The sequence below is a fragment of the Nonomuraea zeae genome, from assembly GCF_005889725.1.
Classification (GTDB): domain Bacteria; phylum Actinomycetota; class Actinomycetes; order Streptosporangiales; family Streptosporangiaceae; genus Nonomuraea; species Nonomuraea zeae.
Window position 1 is genome coordinate 22,701 of the sequence record NZ_VCKX01000031.1, and the last position, 17,021, is coordinate 39,721.

Below are 17,021 nucleotides of genomic sequence, written 5' to 3' on the forward strand. Positions count from 1 at the left end.
GGTATGGTCTGACCACTGTATGGTCAGACCATACCTAACACCATCCTTTCCGGCCACCACGAGGGAGGCTTCGTTGGACGGCAGCGGCTGGCGGCCCGTCAAGCGAACCCGGACGTTCGAGGACGTGCTCGCACAGATCGAGCGGCGCATCGCCGAGGACGGCCTGACCGTGGGCGACCGGCTGCCCGCCGAACGCCAGCTCGCCGAGCAGCTCGGTGTCAGCCGCTCGTCGGTACGCGAGGCCATGCGCGTGCTGGAGACCCTCGGCGTGGTGTCCTCGCAGGTGGGCCGGGGTCCTGACGCGGGCGCCGTGCTGACCTCGCGGCCCGACTCCGCGCTGACGGACCTGCTGCGGCTGCACCTCGGGCTGGCCAACCTGGAGATGCGCGAGGTCATCGACACCCGGCACATGATCGAGCAGTGGGCCGCCGCGCAGGCGGCCGCCGCCGGGGCCGACACCTCCGAGCTCGCCGCCGCGCTGGCCGGGATGGACGCGGCCAGGACGGCCGAGGAGTTCGTGGAGCACGACACTGCCTTCCACTGCGCGATCGCGGACGCGTCGGGCAACCGGCTCATCGCCGCCATCATGCGCTCACTCCGCGACTCGATGCGGAAATATTCGGTCGAAGCGGTGCGGCGCCTGGGCGACACGTCGGTCCTGCGGGCCGACCACGTGCGCATCCTCCAGGCCATCGGCGGCGGGGACGCCGACGACGCCGTACGCGCCGTGTCCGACCATCTGGCCCACGCCTATCCGTCACTGTTCGATCGCTGACGTCCGGTCACCGGCGCCGGTCACTGGTGGAGGTCGGCCTGCCGGCAGGTGGGCCCCGAGCAGGCCGCCATCGCCGCCAGCCGCGTCTGGAGATTGGCCAGCAGCACGGGATCGGCGCTCGCCGCCAGGTTGTGCAGCTGGTAGGGATCGGTGCTGAGGTCGTAGAGTTGCGTCTCGCCCGTCTCGTAACGCACGTACGTGTACCGGTCCGTCCGCAGGGCCTGATACGCCGGCACCGGCGTCTGGGCGGCCGACGACCTGTTCGCCGGCCGGCTGAACTCGACCAGCACGTTCTTCCGCCACTCCGCGGGCGGCCTGCCCCGCAGCAGCGGCGCCAGCGACCGCCCCTCGGCGAACGGCGCCGCCGTGGCCCCGCCCAGCTCGGTGAACGTCGGCGCCAGGTCCACGGTGGCGCCCATCTGGTTGATCGTGGCGCCTGCCTTGATGCCCGGCCCGCGCACCACGAGCGGCACCCTGATCGCCTCCTCGAACGGAGTGGTCTTGCCCTGCTTGAGGCGGTGCGTACCGAGATGGAAGCCGTTGTCAGAGGTGAAGAAGATGTAGGTGTTGCCGAGCTTGCCCGACTCCCGCAGCGCCTGGACCACGGAGCCGACCAGGTCGTCCACGCCGAGCATGGCCCGCAGCCTGGCGCGGTAGCGCTCGTCCACGCCTTCCAGGGCGGGCCCGGAGAGCTGCGGCCTGCTCCGCAGCCAGAGCGGCTCGGCGCTCACGTCCTCCTGGTTGAACGACGGCGTCCGCGGCGCCATGGCCGTCGGGAAGGCGCCGGCGTGCCGGATGGCGGGATTGGCCGGATTGTGCGGGCCGACCGGCGCCAGGTAGAGGAAGAACGGCGTCTGCGACCCGGCGATGAAGTCGCGGGCCTTCTGCGCCAGCACGTCCGACAGGTAGTCCCGCTCCGACCAGCCGTAGTCGAACAGGCCGCCGTTCTCGTTGAGCCGGTAGCCGTACTCCTCGTAGAGGGCGTGCACCGGCACGTCCCACTGGTTCCACCCCGGCGGCACGTACGTCTCGTCGGCGGTGCGCCCCGGATAGTGGTTGAGGAACTTGCCCATGAGCCCGGTGCGGTAGCCGGCCTGCTGCATCCAGGTGCCGATCGTGGAACGTTCCAGATCCAGCGTGTGGAAACGGTCGAACCCGCCTTCCGGCGCGGTGTTGGTCAGCACGCCGTGACTGTGGACGTACTGGGAGCGCAGGATCGACGCCCTGGACGGGCAGCACCAGGAGTTCGTCACGAAGAACCGGTCGAACGAGGTGCCCTGGGCGACGAGCTCGCGCGTGATGTTCGGGAAGTACGGCAGCGTGCCGCTCTCCAGGTCGTCGGCCATGATGAGCACGATGTTCGGCCGGGCATCGCCGTTGGCCATAGTCGACTCCGCCGCCGGCATCAGGAGAACCAGCAGGCAGGCGAGTCGACAGAGAGCCTTGACCACAGAGTGTGACTTCCCCGGAAGGTCCTCCATTGACACTTAGGACCGCCTCCGCCGTAATAGAACTTAATTCGGGAGGTGTCCTATGAAACTTGGCCTCAATCTCGGCTACTGGCAGCGGCACGGCGACGACGCGACCGAGTCGGTGCTGGCCGCCGAGCGGCTCGGCTACGACTCGGTGTGGACGGCCGAGGCGTACGGCAGCGACGTGTTCACGCCACTGGCCTGGTACGGAGCGCGTACGAGCCGCATCAAGCTGGGCACCTCCATCGCCCAGATCTCGGCCAGACCGCCCGTCACGACCGCCATGACCGCCATGACCCTCGACCACCTCACCGGCGGCCGCCTGCTGCTCGGCGTCGGCGCCTCGGGGCCGCAGGTCGTGGAGGGCTGGTACGGCCAGCCGTTCGCCAAGCCCCTGGCCAGGACGCGTGAGTACGTGGACATCATGCGCCAGGTGTGGCGGCGCGAGGAGCCGGTCACCAGCGACGGCCCGCACTATCCGCTGCCGCTGTCCGGCGGCCTCGGCAAACCGCTCAAGCTCATCACGCATCCGCTCCGCCGGGAAATCCCGCTCTATCTCGGGGCGGAGGGCCCCAAGAACGTCGCCCTGGCGGCCGAGCTGGCCCAGGGCTGGCTGCCGTTGTTCGCGTTCCCCGCCAAGATCGAGGAGATGTACGGCGAGGCGCTGTCCGGCGCCGCCGAGGGCTTCGACGTGGCCGCCATGGTGATGGTGGTGATCTCCGACGACGTGCGGGCCGCGCTGGACGGGGTGAAGATGATGCTCACGCTCTACATCGGCGGGATGGGGGCCAAGCAGCGCAACTTCCACGCCGACATCATCGGCAGGATGGGCTACGCCGAGGCCGCCGAGCACATCCAGGCCCTCTACCTGGCCGGACGCAAGGACGAGGCGTTCAAGGCGATCCCGGACGAGCTGGCCGACGGCATCTCGCTCGTCGGCCCGCCCGGCCGGATCAAGGAACGCCTCGAGCTCTGGCACAAGAGCCCGGTCACGAGCCTGCTGGTGATGGGCCCGCGCGACGAGCCCTCGCTGAAACTGGTCCGCGACCTGGTTCTCGGCTGACGGGCCCCATCGACAGGCTCGATCGAAGGCTCGGCTGACGGCACCGGGTCAGTCGGGGCGGGGCGCCGGGTCGGCGGTGACCGACCGCAGCAGGGGCCTGCTCAGCGCGCCCGCCCCGATCACCCCGGCGAACCCGGCGACCACGCAGCCCACCAGCGTGATCACCCCGATCGCGCTCACCGAGCCCAGCATGAACGGCAGCCCGCAGAACACCCCCACCAGGATCGCCCCGCCGCCCATCACGGTCAGCGGGATGAGCGTCTCCGCGCGCCTGGCCCGGTCCAGCACCTCCAGCGGCGTGCCCGCCAGCCGCAGCAGCCCGTACGTCTGCCGCCGGTCCAGGACGGACGACGCCGCCGTGATCCCCGCACTGGCGATGGCCACCAGGAACGACACCGACAGCACCACGATCGTCCCCACCCGGACGTCGGCCAGGATCTGGGTGCCGAAGCGCTGGTCGTCGGCCTCGCTCGTGGGCGTGCGGCCGGGCACGATCCCGGCCAGCGCGGTGCGCGCCCGGTCGATGACGGCCGGATCGGCGCCGCTGCCCAGGGCCGCGACGACGACGTTCTTCGAGAACTTCACGGTGGCCGGGACCCCGGCCGCCGCCAGCCGTTCGCGGGCCTGCCCGCTCACCTGCGCCACCTGCCCGGCCGGCGCGGTGACGCGGAGCTGGGGCGGCGCGGCCCCGTCGCCGAACACGCCCGGGCTGAGCAGGCCGAGGAAGCCCGCCACGAAGCCGGTCATGGCCACGCCGCTCACCGTGCGCCAGGCCGAGCGCGGATCGTCCACCAGGCGGCGGCCCGCCAGCAGCCGGGCGGGCTTGCGCGCGCCGGCCGCGGTGATCCGGCCGATCAGCCCGACCACCCACGGGCCGGCCAGGTTGATGCACAGGAAGGCCAGGCCGAGCGCGACCGCGATGATCGCGACGCTGGATCCCCTGCTCAGCATCGGGAAGACGGCCAGCACGGCCAGCAGGGCGACCACCCGGACGAACCGCATGGCGGGCGGGGTCTCCCGCTTGGCCACGCCGAGCGGGCTGACCACGACGCGCCGCAGGCCCACCACCGCCGACAGCCCCACCAGCAGCGGCACCGCCACCAGCACCGCGGCCAGGTACAGCGGGGCGGGGAACAGGTCGGAGACGAACCACGGGCCGCCCTGCATCTCGATGCCGGACAGCGGCGGCACGGCCAGGGCGAAGGCGGCGGCCCCCGCGAGCGCCCCGGCCAGCGCCACGATCACTGCCTCCGCCACGGTCATCCCGGCCACCTGGCCGGGCGTCGCGCCGATCAGCCTGAGCGCGGCCAGCCGCTGGTCGCGCCTGGCCACCGTGAGCCGGGCCGCGGCGCCGCCGAAGACCAGCAGCGGCACCACCATGAGCACGCTCGCGATGAGCGTGAGCACGCGGTAGGCCTCCGCGTCCTCGCTCGGCGTGCCCGCCAGGCCGGACACCTTGACCGGCGGCTTGGCGATGATCCAGTCGTCGCTGCGCGGCGCGGTCATCTCCGGGGCGGCCGGCTCGTGACCGACGACCGCGACCAGCTCGTCCGGATGGACCAGCGCCGCCTCGCCGAGCACGCCCGCGGGATCCGGGTAGCGCTTGGCGAGCTGGTCGGCGGGCAGCTCCTTGGCCAGCTCGGCCAGGGCGGGCGACAGCCACACCTCGCCGGGCGCGGGGAAGCGCGGCATGCCGGGCGGCGCGGGCGCCGGGCCGAGCGCGGCCAGGTCGACGACCGTGATCGCCTGGTCGCGGACGAAGTCGTAGCGTTGCGCCTCGATCGCCACCGCATCCGCGCCGGACCGCGCTGGTACGGGGTTGCGCCAGGCGCCGCGCTCGGCCCTGGCCTCGAAGGCGGAGTTCGCGGCCACGGCGAACAGCAGCAGCGCCGTGGACACGGCGACGGCCCCCAGCGTGAGCCAGGTGCCGAGCATTCCCTTGCGGCCTCCGCCTCTGAGCAGCCGCCAGGCCAGGCCGAGGTTCACGCGGGCACCCCGCCCGCGAGAAGCCGGCCGTCGCGGACCTCGACCGTGCGGTCGCACCAGCCGGCCACGTTCGGGTCATGGGTGACCACGATCAGGGAGGCGTCGTTGTGCCTGGTCGCCTCCACGAGCAGGCGCATCGTGTCCTGGCCGGTGCGCTGGTCGAGCGCCCCCGTGGGCTCGTCGGCGAACACCACGGCCGGCCTGCTCACCAGCGCCCTGGCGATGGCCACCCGCTGCGCCTGGCCGCCGGACAGCTCGCCCGGCCGCCTGGACTCCATGCTCTGCAGGCCGAGGGGCGCGAACCACTCGCGCGCCTGGTGTACCGCCTGGGCCCGCGCCACGCCGCCCAGCATGAGCGGGAGCGCCACGTTCTCCTCCGCGGGCAGCTCGGGCAGGAGCTGGCCGAACTGGAAGACGAAGCCGAAGCGGGTGCGGCGCAGCGCGCTGCGCTTGCGCTCGCCCATGGCGTCGATGCGCTGGCCGAGCAGGTGCACCTCGCCCGCGTCCGGCTTCATGATCCCGGCCAGGCAGTGCAGCAGGGTCGACTTGCCGGAGCCGCTGGGGCCCATGATCGCCACGGCTTCGCCGGCACGTATCGCGATGTCCACGCCGCCCAGGGCGACCGTCTGCCCGAACCGCTTGGTCAGGGCTCGTCCAACAAGCACGTCGTTCATGGCGTCCAGCCTCGCGGCGGCGCGGGGTCCGGCGGATCGGCCGTGCGACCATAACCGCCTCGGCCGAACGGCTGATCCTTAGAGTTGGGACCGTGACTATTCGGGTTCTCATCGCCGACGACCAGCAACTGGTGCGCACCGGCTTCCAGATGATTTTGGACGCTCAACCGGACATGGAGGTCGTCGCCGCGGTGGCCGACGGCGCGGAGGCGGTGTCCGAGGCCCGGCGGCTCAGGCCGGACGTTTGCCTGCTCGACATCCGGATGCCCAAGCTCGACGGGCTGGAGGTGACCAGGGTCCTGGCCGGGCCCGGGGTGGAGCACCCGCTGCGGGTGGTCATCGTCACGACGTTCGACCTGGACGAGTACGTCTACGGCGCGCTGCGCTCGGGCGCCACCGGCTTCCTGCTCAAGGACAGCGGGCCCACGCTGCTGATCGAGGCCGTCAGGGCGGCCGCGGCGGGGGACGCGCTGGTGTCGCCGTCGGTGACCGTACGGCTGTTGCAGCACCTGGCCCAGCCCCGGCGGGCCGCGCCGCCGGCGACCGACCCGCTGACCGACCGCGAGCTGGACGTCGTGCGCCTGGTGGCCAGGGGACGCACCAACCAGGAGGTGGCCGGGGAGCTGTTCGTGTCGCTCTCGACCGTCAAGACGCACCTGGGCAGCATCCAGGCCAAGCTCGGTGTCCGCAATCGAGTTGAAATCGCAGCTTGGGCGTGGGAATCCGGCGTGGTGAGCTGATTAACAGCGGGGCTCGCGGGATACAAGTGAATCAGAGCCTCAGCGCATGGCCCGGGGGGAGAACAACGTGCGCTACACCCAGACCCTGCCTACCAGAGCCGCCTCCGCCGTATATGTGGCGCTTGCCGCCCACGTGGTCTCCCTCGCCGCTCTCGTGATCTTCGAGCTGTCCCGCGGCCGCCGGCTCGCCGCCCAGCTCGCCGCGTTCGGCGGCCGGCCGCAGGGCGCGGACGCTGAGGCGGTGGTAGGGGCGGTGACGACGTTCGCGGTGCTGATGATGCTGGTGGCGGGCACCTCGATCGCGGCGGCCGCCGCCTACGTGACCTGGCTGGTGCGGGCCAGGCAGGCCAACGACCGCTCGGCCGCCTCCGGCCCGGTGGCGGCCGCCTGGCTGATCCCCGGCTACAACCTGGTCGCGCCCGCGGTGCTGGTCGACGAGGTGTGGCGCGGCACCAGGCCGCCGGCCGGGCAGCGGGGTCGCTGGCTCGCGCTGCTGGCCGGGTGGTGGCTGAGCTGGCTGGCCACGCTCGCGCTGGTCACGATCCGGCTGCCGCTCGACGCGTCCGCCGGTGATCTGACGGGGGTGGGGGTGCCCGAGCTGGCCTGCTCGGCGGTGGCCGCCCTGCTGTGCGCGAGCACCGTACGCGAGCTGACCCGGCTCCAGCTGGCCGCCCGCTCCAGCCGGGCCGAGCCCGAGGCCGTACGCGCCTTCTCGCCCCATCCGTCCACGGGCACCACGCCGATCGGGCACACGGGCTAGGACGGGCTAGGACGGGCTAGGACGAGCTAGGCGGCCGTCGGGCCCGAGCTGCCCTGGCTGGCGTGCCAGAGCTTCCTGGGCGGCTCGGCGATGGCCGGGCCGAGGTCGGAGTAGGGCGAGAGCCGGTAGCCGTTGGCGTACTCGATCTTGCGTCCGCCGACCCCCGCGAGCTCCTCGGGAGAGCGGGTGAGCACGGCGCGGACCGCCTCGACGCCCTGGGCGCGCCACAGCGCGTCCAGGTCCGTCAGGTTCCAGCAGTCGACGGCGCGCATCGACACCGCGCGGGTGCCCGTGCGCCGGACCACCCCCTTGGCCAGCACGAGCCACGAGCCGAACACCGTCGCCGCGCACCGGCCCTGCACCGACTCGAAGAACGTCAGGTCGATCGGCCCCGTCGAGTCGTCGAGCGTGGTGAAGATGACGCGCTGGCCGGAGCGCACCGCCGGGGTCTGCGTCGCCACCTTGACCCCCGCCACCAGCACCTCCGCCCCGTTGCGCTGCGCGAGCAGGTCTCTGGACCTGACCACTCCGAGCGCGTCGAGCAGCTCGTCGTGGAAGCTGATGACGTGCCGGCTGATGTCGATGCCGAGGATCTCCAGCTCGGCCTCGACCATCTCCGTCTCCGTCATCTCGGGCAGCTCGCCGGGCGGCAGGTGCTCGCTGAAACCCAGCGGGAGCTGCACGGCCGGCTGGGCGGCGGGCCGCGAGGACAGGTCCAGGTGCGAGGTGTAGCGCTTGGACTTGCGCGGGCCCGCCCGCACGCCGATCGCCGAGGCCCGGTCGAGCGCCCCGACCTGGGCGATCAGGTCGCGCCTCGTCAGCTCGCCCGGACGCCATCGAGGGCCGCCCGGGTGCAGGTCGTGCAGCGCGTCCAGGCCGCCGACCTGGACGATCCGCTCGATCGTGGGCCGCGAGGGCCGGGCCCGGTCCCAGAAGTCGGCCAGCGACGTGTACGGCTGCCCGGCGACCATGCGCTCGACCTCGGCCTCGCTCACCCCCTTGATCGCCGAGAACGGCACCCGCAACGCGTACCCCCTGCCGATCTCCCCGATCTTGAAGTCTCTGACCCGGCGCTGCGCCTCCGCCGGGGAGGAGCCGCCCAGGGCCGAGGCGCGCACCCGCACCTGGACGCGCGGCCCGAGCCGCTCCACCCGCCAGTCCTTGCCCGACTTGTTGATGTCGAGCTGCAGGATCTTGACGCCGCACTGCCTGGCCTCGTCGATGATGACCCGCGGCGGGTACATGCCGGGCTCGTGCGTGAGCACCCCCGCGAAGAACGCCGCCGCGTGATGCCGCTTGAGCCACGCCGACTGGTACGTGGGCAGCGCGAACGCCGCCGCGTGCGCCTTGCAGAACCCGAACGCCCCGAACGCATCCAGCACCTGCCAGGCCCGCTCCACCGCCGCGTCGTCGAAGCCGCCGGCCTTGGCCAGGGGCACGAACGTCTTGCGCACCCGCGTCCGCCCCTCCGGCGTGGCCAGCGTGCGCCGCAGCTTCTCGGCGAACGACAGGTCCCGTCCGGTCATCACCGAGATGATCTTCAGCACCTGCTCGTGGAACACCACGACGCCGTGCGTCTCCTTCAGCGCCTCCCGCAGCCTCTCGTGCGGGTAGTACGGCTGCCGCCACCCGTGCCTGGCCTCCAGGTAGGGGGTGACCATGTCGGAGTTGACCGGCCCCGGCCTGAACAGCGAGATGTCCACGATCAGGTCGTGCATCCTGCGCGGCTCCAGCTTGGCGACCAGCTCCCGCTGCCCCGGCGACTCGATCTGGAAGCAGCCGAGGGTGCGGGAGGCGCAGATCATGTCGTAGGTGTCCTGGTCGTCGTGCGGCACGTACTGGACGTCCGGGTCGCCGCCCTGCTGCGCGTCCAGCTCCACCACGACGTCGTCCACCCGCTTGATCTCGCTCAGCGCGTACGCCAGGGCGGACTGCATCCGCACGCCCAGCACGTCGAGCTTGAGCAGCCCGGCCTCCTCCACGTCGTCCTTGTCGAACTGCGACATCGGGAACTCCAGCATGCTGCGCTCCACCGGCGTCCTGTCGTGCAGCCCCGAGTTGCCGATCAGCACGCCGCACGGGTGCAGCGCGATGTGCCTGGGCAGCCCGTCGAGCTTCTCAGCCAGCCGGAACACCCGGTCCAGCCCGGCCTCCCCCAGCCGGCTCTCGCGCAGCTCCGGCAGGTCGTTCAGGGACGCGGTGATCTGCCTGGCCCTGATGTGCGGGAACGCCTTCGCGATCGCGTCGATCTCGTGCGGGGGCAGGCCCATCGCCCCCGCGACGTCGCGGATGGCGCTGCGCGCCCGGTAGGTCTCCATCATCGACACGCAGGCCACCCGCGCCTCGCCGTACCGCTCGAAGATGGCCTGGTAGCAGTCGAGCCTGCGGGCGGACTCGACGTCCACGTCGATGTCCGGCAGCCCGATGCGGCCCTCCGAGAGGAAGCGCTCCATGAGCAGGCCGTGTTCGAGCGGGTTCACCTCGCCGATGCCGATGAGGTAGTTGACCAGGCTGCCCGCGCCCGAGCCGCGGATGGCGCAGCGGATGCCCATGCCGCGGATCATGTCCGTGATGCCGGCCACGGCTATGAAATATCCGGACAGGCGCTTCTTCTCGATGATGGCCAGCTCCGCCCTGAGGCGTTCCCTGGCGTCGCCCGAGCGGCCGAGCCCGCGCCTGAGCAGCCCGTCCTCGACCCGGTGGCGCAGCAGCGGCACCGGGTCACGGCCGATCTCGGGCAGGTGCAGGTTGGGCGGGTCGTTCTTCAGCGCGAGCAGCTCGGCCGGCTCGATCGAGCACGCCTCGGCCAGCCGCCTGGTGGTGAGCAGCAGCCGCGCGACCCGCTCCTGGTCCGCGCCGCAGACCTTGGCCGCCACCTGCCACATCTCCTTGGTGCTCTTGAGATAGGCGTGCGAAGTGGTGCGTTCCAGGTGGCGCGGGTGCAGCGGGACGAGCTGGCGGGCCGCGTCGAGCACGTCGCCCACCTGGTGGTCGGCCGGGTCGAGGTAGCGGGCGGCGTTGGTCAGCACGGCCGGCACGCCCATGGACTCGGCCAGGCCGAGCATGCGGACGGCCGTGATCGCGTCGCGGAAGCCGTACTGGTCGACCAGCTCGATCACCACGCCCGGCACCGCGGAGCGCCACAGCCCGAGCAGCGTCCTGGCCTGCTCGTCGCGCCGCGCGGCCACCGCGCGGCCCACGTCGGACCGGGGGCCGAGCAGCACCACGAGGCCGTCCTCGTCGCCGAGGCCGTACTCGCCGCCGCGCCCCTCCCCCGGGCCGCCCGCCCATTCGCCGACCAGCTCGCGGGTCACCTTGGGCGCGCCGCGGTCGCCGGCGCGGTGCGCGGCCGTGACCAGGCGGCACAGCCGGGACCAGCCGCCGGAGCGGGCCAGCACCGTGACGCGGTCCTCGGCCTCGGGTCCGGTCCTGGGCCTGGGCGTCTGGATGCCGGGCACCGGGCTGAAGGGCGAGGCGGGGGCGTCGAGCGCCAGGTTCACGCCGAAGACCGGGGCGATCCCGGCCTCCGCGCACGCCTGGGCGTGCTTGATCGCGCCGTAGAGCCCGTCGCGGTCGGTCAGCGCCAGGATGTCCATCCCGTGCTCGGCCGCCCGCTTCACCAGCGCCTGCGGGAAGGCGGTGCCGTAGCGCATGGAGTACGCCGAGCACACGTTGAGGTGCGCGAAGGGGGGCGCCATCAGTCCCACGCCCGCAACAGCAGCCAGCCGTTGCTGGCGGTGTCGTATCTCAGCTCGTACGAGCCCGGCTCGCGCCCCGGGCTGGCCTCCACCCGCCAGAACTGGCGCTCGCCGGGATCTCCCTCGCCGGTCTTCCACCACTCACGCGCGACCACCCAGTGGTCGAGGACGTTGCGAACGAGATAGAGCCGGTCGCGCCAGACGAACTGAGTCGGCTCCCCGTCCCTCGTCCACACCTCTATCGGATCGCCATAGAGTCTGCTCAAGTCGCTTCTCCCCGCGGCTCTGGTCCGTATGCTGAGCCACCCGGGGGAAGACGGGTGCTTATGACTCGAACATATGTTCTCAGCCCCCGAAACGCAAGTCGCCCGCCCGCCGGACGAGCGGGTTGGCGCCGATCGAGTTGCGGATGCTGAAGGTCACGCTGCCTGCGCGGTAGCGGTCGTCCGACGACTCCACCGGCCTGCCCTCGTGCGTGGTCGTGGTCCTGCGCTGCCGCAGGAGCGGGCTGCCCCGGCGCACCCCCAGCAGCCGGGCGTCCTGCGCGCCCGCGGGGACCGCGTCGATGAGGTGCTCGCCATAGGCGAACACCAGCCCGATCGAGTCGTACAACGCCTCGGTGACCGACTCGCAGCCGGCCGGCAGCCCCTCCACGGCCCCGGCCACCCACCCGGCGTAGACCGTCCGCTCGACCAGCACCGGCTCGCCCTCCAGCGAGCGCAGGCGCAGCACCTCCAGCACCTCTCCCGGGCCGAGCCTGGCGGACTCGGCGCCGCTCGCGCGCCTGCGGCGCTGCTCGATCACCTGGCCGCCGAAGCGGTGGCCGTTGGCGCGCGCCCACTGGGCGAAGCTGTGCAGCTCGGCGAAGCTCTGGCTGCGCGCGTTGCCGAGCACGATGCGCCTGGCCCCCTGCCGGGAGCCGACCAAGCCCTCGGCGGCCAGCACGGCCACCGCCTGGCGCACGGTCCCGCGGGCCGCGCCGAAGCGCCCGGCCAGCTCGGACTCGCTCGGCAGCTGGGAACCGACCGGATGCGCGCCGGCGAGGATCTCATCCCGCAGCTCATCAGCGATCCGTTCATAGCGGGCAACCATCCCCGACCCTTCCAATTCACGAAAGAGCAATATTTATGCGACTTACTAGTGCTCGCTTGTTTGTACAAGTTCCCCTAAGTTCTTTCCACACCCCCTGGAAAGTGGAGGCGTCGTGTTCACACCTCGCGCCCGTTCGGCCGGCGTTGTAGCAGCCCTTACCGTAGTCACCGCGGCCTGCGGCGCCGCCCCCAGCACCCAGCAGACCACCCAGGCGTCGGAGGGCGGGGTGAACGCGGCGACCGCCGCCTCCGCCGCCGACTTCGGCGGATTCGACAAGCTCGTCGAGGCGGCCAAGAAGGAGGGGAACCTGCACGTCATCGCCCTGCCCCCCGACTGGGCCAACTACGGCGAGATCATCGAGAAGTTCCAGGCCAAGTACGGCATCAAGATCGAGAGCGAGACCCCCGACGCGGCCAGCGCGGACGAGATCAACGCCGTGAAGACCCGCAAGGGCCAGGACCGCGCCCCCGACGTGCTGGACCTCGGCCAGTCGTTCGCGATCAGCGGCGCCAAGGAGGGGCTGTTCGCCCCGTACAAGGTGCAGACGTTCGACAAGATCCCCGAGGGGCAGAAGGAGGCCACCGGGCTCTGGGTCAACGACTACGGCGGCTACGTGTCCATCGGCTGCGACGCGAAGAAGATCGCCACCTGCCCGACGAGCTTCGCCGACCTGCTCAAGCCCGAGTACAAGGGCAAGGTCGCGATGAACGGCAACCCGACCAAGTCCGGCTCGGCCTTCGCCGGCGTGTACGCGGCCTCCATCGCGAGCGGCGGATCCTTCGCCGACATCCAGCCCGGCATCGAGTTCTTCAAGAAGCTGAAGGACGCCGGCAACTACAACCCGGTGGAGACCACGCCCGCCACCATCGAGAAGGGCGAGACCCAGATCAGCATCGACTGGGACTACAACAACGCCGCCTACGCGCCCCAGATGACGCCCAAGGGCCTCGACTGGAAGGTCAACGTACCCACCGACGGCAAGTACTTCCAGATGTACGCCCAGGCGATCAACAAGGACGCCCCGCATCCGGCCGCCGCGCGCCTGTGGCAGGAATACCTCTACAGCGCCGAGGGCCAGAACCTCTTCCTCAAGGGCTTCGCCCGTCCTGTCCTGCTGCCCGTCATGACCGCCGACGGCACCGTGGACAAGGCGCTGGCGGAGAAGCTGCCCGCGGTGGAGGGCACGCCCGAGTTCCCCACGACCGAGCAGGTGGACGCGGCCAAGGCCAAGCTGGCCAGCGGCTGGGACGCCGCCATCTCGGGATGACCCGCTCCCGTTCGAGGGGCTGGCTGGGCGCGCTGCCGCTGCTGGCGTTCTTCGCGTTCGTGTTCGGCGTCCCCGCCATCGCGCTGGTGGCGGGGGCGTTCACGGCGCAGGGGCGGCCGAGCCTGGCCAACCTGTCGCAGAGCCTGCAGGGCGGCTACCTCACCGCCATGATCGGCAGCGTCAAGCTGTCCGCGGTGGTGGCGCTGCTCGGGGCGGTGCTGGGCACGTTCCTCGCCTACGCCGTCGTGACCTCCCGCTTCACCCTGCTGCGCGAGGCCGTGCTGACGGCCTCCGGCGTGCTGGCCAACTTCGGCGGCGTGCCGCTGGCCTTCTTCTGGATCGCCACGCTCGGCAACTCCGGCGTGATCAGCGGCCTGGCCGGGCTCCCCTCGGGGGCGCTGTACACCTTCTGGGGCCTGGCCGTGGTCTACCTGTACTTCTCGGTCCCGCTGATGGTGCTGGTCATGGCGCCGGCGCTGGACGGGCTGCGGCCGCAGTGGCGCGAGGCGGCGGCCAACAGCGGCGCCACCGCCTGGCACTACTGGCGCTTCGTGGCGCTGCCCGTGCTGACGCCCGCGATGCTCGGCGGCGTGGTCCTGCTGTTCGGCTCGGCCTTCTCCGCGTACGCCACCGCGAACGCCATGGTCGGCACCGTCGTGCCGCTCGTCACGCTGAAGATCGCCAGCGCGCTCACCGGAGACGTGCTGATCGGCTACGAGAACATCGCGCTGGCGCTCAGCCTCGACATGGTCGTCGTGGCCGGGCTGGTGATGGCGATCTACCTGCCGCTGCAGAAGAGGAGCTCCCGATGGTTGCACTGACCGGCCTGGAGCGCGTCTCGGGGACCGCCGCCCGGCCGAGGGTGTGGCGCGGGGTGGTGTTCCTGCTGGCCGCGGCCTATTTCCTCATCCCGCTGGGCGCTTCGCTCTGGTACACGGTCTACACGCCGACCGCCGGGGTCTCGCTGTCGGCCTACGGCGAGCTGCTGACGGCCGAGGGCTTCATCCGCTCGCTGGCGCTGTCGCTGTCGCTGGCGGCCGCGACCATCGTGCTGGTGCTGCTGCTCGCGCTGCCCGCGATGCTGGCCGTACGGCTCTTCGCGCCCCGGCTGCGGCCCGTCATGGAGGTGCTGTGCACGGTGCCGCTGGTGGTGCCGCCGATCACGTTCGTGGCCGGGATCGGCACGTCGCTGCGCAACGGGACCGAGGCGCTCGCGCCCACCCCGTTCTGGGGCACGCTGATCGCGATGCAGGACCCGGCGTTCCCCGTGGTGCTGGTGCTGGCGTACGTGGTGCTGGTGCTGCCGTTCGTGTACCGGTCGCTGGACGCGGGGCTGCGCACGATGGACGTGCGGACGCTGGTGGAGGCGGCGCGCAACCTGGGGGCGTCGTGGCCGTACGTGCTGGTGCGGGTGATCGTGCCCAACCTGCGCTCGGCGCTGGCCAGCGCGTCGTTCCTGACGCTGGCGCTGGTGCTGGGCGAGTACACCGTCGCGAGCCTGCTGGGCTACGAGCCGTTCGCGGTGTGGATCGTGACGGTCTCCGGCTCCAAGGGCCAGCTCTCGGTCGCGGTCTCCATCCTCAGCCTCCTGCTCATCTGGCTGCTGCTGCTCGCCGTGTCCACCATTTTCGGGAAGGAGAAGGGGAAATGACGGCATCGGTGGAGTTCCGCGGGCTGCGGCGGGTGTTCGGCAAGACCGTGGCACTGGACGGTTTCGACCTGACCGTCTCACCCGGCGAGTTCGTCGCCCTGCTGGGGCCGTCGGGGTGCGGCAAGACGACCGCGCTGCGGTGCGTGGCCGGGTTCGAGCGGCCGGACTCCGGTGCGGTGCTGGTGGATGGCCAGGACATCACGGACGTCCCGGCCAGCAAGCGGGACGCGGGCATGGTCTTCCAGTCGTACTCCCTCTTCCCCAACCTGAACGCCCGCGACAACGTCGCCTTCGGCCTGCGCGTACGCAAGGTGCCCGTGGCCGCGCGGCGGGCGAAGGCGGACGAGCTCCTCGAACTCGTCGGCCTGCCCACCCACGCCGACCGCTACCCGCACCAGCTCTCCGGCGGCCAGCAGCAGCGCGTCGCCCTGGCCCGCGCGCTCGCGCTGGAGCCGCGCGTCCTGCTGCTGGACGAGCCGCTGTCGGCGCTGGACGCCAAGGTGCGGGTGGCGCTGCGCGAGGAGATCCGGCGGCTCCAGCTCGACCTCGGCATCACCACCATCTTCGTCACGCACGACCAGGAGGAGGCGCTGTCCATCGCCGACCGGGTGGCGGTGCTGCGGGACGGGCGGCTGGAGCAGGTGGGGGCACCCGCCGAGGTGTACGACCGGCCGGCCACGCCGTTCGTGGCCGAGTTCGTCGGCACCATGAACCATCTGGCCGGGCGCGTCTCCGGGGACCAGGTCACGGTGCTCGGCCAGCTCCTCCCGCTGGACGGGCCGCCTCCCGCGGATCCGTCCGTGGACGTGCTGATCCGTCCGGAGGCGGTGCGGATCGTCCCTGCGGCCGACGGTCCCGCCGAGGTGCTCGCCGCGTCCTTCCGCGGCTCCTCGGTCCGGCTCAGGGTGGCCGTGGAGGGCGGCGAGGTGCTCGCGGACGTGCCCGGACACGAGGCGGCCCGGCTCGGGCCGGGGGCGCGCGTCACGGTCCGGCTGGTGGAGCGCCCGGTCCTGGTGGCGGCGCGCACGGTCACGGTCCCCGTACCCGTCATCGCCGCCGATGCCGTCTGACCTCGCGGGGCTCGCCGCCGTCCTGCTGGACATGGACGGCACGCTGGTGGACACCGAGGGGCTGTGGTGGGAGGCGGTCGCCGACGTCGCCGCCTCTCTTGGGCGGCCGCTCGGGCCCGCCGACCTTCCCCACGTCCAGGGGCGGACGATCGAGGACGTGGCACTCCACCTGCTCCGCCCCCACCCCTCCACCCCTGCCCGGACGGGCTCGGCGGGGTCGGCCGGCTCGGCCGGGCTCGTGGAGCGGCTCACCGGCGCGTTCGCCGACCGGGTCGGGCGGGAGGTGACGATCATGCCGGGCGCGCCGGAGCTGCTGGCCGGGCTCGCCGCCACCGCCATCCCCACCGCCCTGGTCAGCGCCTCCCCCCGGAGCATCGTGGAGCTGGTGCTGCCGCGGCTGGGGCACGCGTTCGACCTGGTCATCGCCAATGAGGACACCTCGCGGGGCAAGCCCTGGCCGGACCCCTACCTGGAGGCGGCCCGGCGGCTCGGGGTCACGCCCTCGCGATGCGTGGCCATCGAGGACAGCCCGGCCGGGATCGCCGCAGCCAGGGCGGCGGGGTGCCGGGTGCTGGTCGCGAGCCCCGAGAAGGGGCTTCCGTCGCTGCGCTCCATACGCGCGTGGAGAGCCGGTCACGAGGGATCCATGGATGAGCCGGCTCGAATTCGTCAGCCACGAAACTTCTGAGCCGTCGGCCGCGCAGGATCCTGTCCGGGAAGGGCGGGTGCCGCCAGGCCTGCGGCAGCGGGCCTGGTGTAGGTAAGCTTGCGCG

The 17,021-nt window shown here is 72.0% G+C and carries 15 protein-coding genes; 9 read left to right on the forward strand and 6 right to left on the reverse strand.

Features of this window, described 5'->3' with window-relative positions; all coding sequences use genetic code 11:
- Positions 1-73 precede the first annotated feature (73 nt).
- A complete protein-coding gene (locus ETD85_RS13075; RefSeq protein ID WP_138689940.1) occupies positions 74-775 on the forward strand; it encodes a FadR/GntR family transcriptional regulator in 702 nt (233 codons plus the stop codon).
- Positions 776-795: 20 nt separating this feature from the next.
- On the opposite strand, the gene ETD85_RS13080 is transcribed toward ETD85_RS13075, so the two are convergent.
- Positions 796-2,160, reverse strand: a complete 1,365-nt coding sequence (locus tag ETD85_RS13080) for a sulfatase family protein (RefSeq protein WP_240779122.1) — start codon at positions 2,158-2,160, stop codon at positions 796-798.
- 148 nt (positions 2,161-2,308) lie between these two features.
- Here ETD85_RS13080 and ETD85_RS13085 point away from each other — a divergent pair, with 148 nt between their 5' ends.
- Positions 2,309-3,310, forward strand: a complete 1,002-nt coding sequence (locus ETD85_RS13085) for an LLM class F420-dependent oxidoreductase (protein ID WP_138689942.1) — start codon at positions 2,309-2,311, stop codon at positions 3,308-3,310.
- A gap of 48 nt (positions 3,311-3,358) precedes the next feature.
- On the opposite strand, the gene ETD85_RS13090 is transcribed toward ETD85_RS13085, so the two are convergent.
- Both ETD85_RS13090 and ETD85_RS13095 read right to left on the reverse strand, forming a co-directional pair.
- Complete coding sequence (locus tag ETD85_RS13090; RefSeq protein ID WP_138689943.1) at positions 3,359-5,296, reverse strand: FtsX-like permease family protein; 1,938 nt, start codon at positions 5,294-5,296, stop codon at positions 3,359-3,361.
- On the reverse strand, positions 5,293-5,970 hold the full coding sequence (locus tag ETD85_RS13095; protein ID WP_138689944.1) for an ABC transporter ATP-binding protein: 678 nt from the start codon (positions 5,968-5,970) through the stop codon (positions 5,293-5,295). The genes ETD85_RS13090 and ETD85_RS13095 overlap by 4 nt, the downstream gene beginning before the upstream one ends.
- A 92-nt stretch (positions 5,971-6,062) precedes the next feature.
- Between ETD85_RS13095 and ETD85_RS13100 the strand changes: the two genes are divergently transcribed.
- A complete protein-coding gene (locus ETD85_RS13100; RefSeq protein WP_138689945.1) occupies positions 6,063-6,710 on the forward strand; it encodes a response regulator in 648 nt (215 codons plus the stop codon).
- A gap of 46 nt (positions 6,711-6,756) precedes the next feature.
- On the forward strand, positions 6,757-7,470 hold the full coding sequence (locus tag ETD85_RS13105) for a DUF4328 domain-containing protein (protein WP_138689946.1): 714 nt from the start codon (positions 6,757-6,759) through the stop codon (positions 7,468-7,470).
- Positions 7,471-7,496: 26 nt separating this feature from the next.
- On the opposite strand, the gene ETD85_RS13110 is transcribed toward ETD85_RS13105, so the two are convergent.
- The 3 genes from ETD85_RS13110 to ETD85_RS13120 form a co-directional block, all read right to left on the reverse strand.
- Positions 7,497-11,168 carry a DNA polymerase III subunit alpha gene (locus tag ETD85_RS13110; RefSeq protein ID WP_206058279.1) on the reverse strand — a complete coding sequence of 1,224 codons (3,672 nt, stop codon included), beginning with the start codon at positions 11,166-11,168 and terminating at the stop codon, positions 7,497-7,499.
- Positions 11,168-11,434 carry a DUF6504 family protein gene (locus ETD85_RS13115; RefSeq protein ID WP_138689947.1) on the reverse strand — a complete coding sequence of 89 codons (267 nt, stop codon included), beginning with the start codon at positions 11,432-11,434 and terminating at the stop codon, positions 11,168-11,170. Before ETD85_RS13115 ends, ETD85_RS13110 begins: the two co-directional genes overlap by 1 nt.
- Positions 11,435-11,513: 79 nt before the next feature.
- Entirely contained in the window at positions 11,514-12,260 is a 747-nt protein-coding gene (locus ETD85_RS13120) for a GntR family transcriptional regulator (RefSeq protein ID WP_138689948.1), read from the reverse strand.
- Positions 12,261-12,372: 112 nt separating this feature from the next.
- Here ETD85_RS13120 and ETD85_RS13125 point away from each other — a divergent pair, with 112 nt between their 5' ends.
- From ETD85_RS13125 to ETD85_RS13145, 5 genes are read left to right on the forward strand one after another with little or no spacing between them, the layout of a single operon-like run.
- Positions 12,373-13,527: an ABC transporter substrate-binding protein gene (locus ETD85_RS13125; RefSeq protein WP_138689949.1), complete on the forward strand. Its 1,155-nt coding sequence runs from the start codon at positions 12,373-12,375 to the stop codon at positions 13,525-13,527.
- Complete coding sequence (locus ETD85_RS13130) at positions 13,524-14,348, forward strand: ABC transporter permease (protein WP_138689950.1); 825 nt, start codon at positions 13,524-13,526, stop codon at positions 14,346-14,348. The genes ETD85_RS13125 and ETD85_RS13130 overlap by 4 nt, the downstream gene beginning before the upstream one ends.
- Positions 14,336-15,178 (forward strand): ABC transporter permease, encoded by an 843-nt coding sequence (locus ETD85_RS13135; RefSeq protein ID WP_138689951.1) that lies wholly within the window; start codon positions 14,336-14,338, stop codon positions 15,176-15,178. Before ETD85_RS13130 ends, ETD85_RS13135 begins: the two co-directional genes overlap by 13 nt.
- Positions 15,175-16,248, forward strand: coding sequence for an ABC transporter ATP-binding protein (locus ETD85_RS13140; protein ID WP_138689952.1), 1,074 nt, complete (start codon positions 15,175-15,177; stop codon positions 16,246-16,248). The genes ETD85_RS13135 and ETD85_RS13140 overlap by 4 nt, the downstream gene beginning before the upstream one ends.
- Positions 16,238-16,936: an HAD family hydrolase gene (locus ETD85_RS13145; RefSeq protein ID WP_138689953.1), complete on the forward strand. Its 699-nt coding sequence runs from the start codon at positions 16,238-16,240 to the stop codon at positions 16,934-16,936. The genes ETD85_RS13140 and ETD85_RS13145 overlap by 11 nt, the downstream gene beginning before the upstream one ends.
- The last annotated feature ends 85 nt before the right edge of the window (positions 16,937-17,021 follow it).